The 1,433-nt window shown below is 55.1% G+C and carries 1 protein-coding gene; it reads right to left on the bottom strand.

Going from position 1 to position 1,433, the window contains the following annotated elements; genetic code table 11:
- Positions 1-1,433, bottom strand: a 1,433-nt coding sequence (locus R7Z50_RS24160; protein ID WP_318149304.1) for a Calx-beta domain-containing protein, incomplete at both ends; no start/stop codon positions are given.

Below are 1,433 nucleotides of genomic sequence, written 5' to 3' on the forward strand. Positions count from 1 at the left end.
GTCACTTTGAAGTTCGCTGTGTCACCCTCATTAATGGTGCCAGCATCTGAAATAGTCACGCTTGGACGGTCATCATCCGGATCAGGGCCTGGACCCGTACCGTCATCCACAATCGTTGCCGTTCCCGTATCGCTGCCTTGCACCGCCCCAATGCCAGTCACCGTCACGCTGAAATCTTCAGGGCCTTCATAAACGGCGTCATCAATGGAAGCGATGCGCACATCAAACTCAGTTTGCCCCGCCGGCACGGTCACCACGCCATCGTTTGGCACTGTCACCCAACCACTTCCCGTGTTGTATTCCAAGGTACCTAAGTCACCGGTTTCGGTGTCACCTAAGTTGAGGCCAAGCTCGACTTGAACTGTAGACTCGGAGGCGTTCGACAACGTCACTTTGAAATTCGCTGTCTCACCCTCATTGATGGTGCCAGCGTCTGAAATAGTCACATTCGGGCGGTCATCATCCGGGTCAGGGCCTGGACCACTGCCATCATCCACTATCGTTGCCGTACCGGTATCGCTGCCTTGCACTGCCCCAATGCCGGTTACTGTCACGCTGAAATCTTCAGGGCCTTCATAAACGGCGTCATCAGTGGAAGCGATGCGCACATCAAACTCAGTTTGCCCCGCTGGCACCGTCACCACGCCATCGTTTGGCACTGCAACCCAACCACTTCCCGTGTTGTATTCCAAGGTACCTAAGTCACCGGCTTCGGTATCGCCGAGATTAAGACCCAACTCCACTTGCGTTTCCGCTTCAGAGGCGTTCGATAAGGTGACTTTGAAGTTCGCCGAATCCCCCTCATTGATGGTGCCAGCGTCTGAAATAGTCACGCTTGGACGGTCATCATCTGGATCGGGGCCCGGACCCGTGCCGTCATCCACTATCGTCGCCGTACCGGTATCGCTGCCTTGCACTGCGCCAATGCCAGTCACCGTCACACTGAAATCTTCAGGGCCTTCGTACACCGCATCATCAATGGAAGCAATACGCACATCAAATTCGGTTTGCCCAGCTGGCACCGTTACCACGCCATCATTTGGCACTGCAACCCAACCGGAGCCTGTGTTGTATTCTAAGGTGCCTAAGTCTCCAACTTCGGTGTCACCTAAGTTCAGGCCTAGCTCGACTTGTACTGTAGACTCGGAGGCGTTCGACAACGTCACTTTGAAATTCGCTGTCTCACCCTCATTGATGGTGCCAGCGTCTGAAATAGTCACATTCGGGCGGTCATCATCCGGATCAGGGCCCGGACCACTGCCATCATCCACTATCGTTGCCGTCCCCGTATCGCTGCCTTGCACCGCCCCAATGCCAGTCACCGTCACGCTGAAATCTTCTGGACCTTCATAAACGGCGTCATCAATGGCAGCGATACGCACATCAAACTCAGTTTGCCCTGCCGGCACGGTCACCACACCATCGTTTGGCAC

The organism is Vibrio sp. 1249-1, from assembly GCF_033340495.1.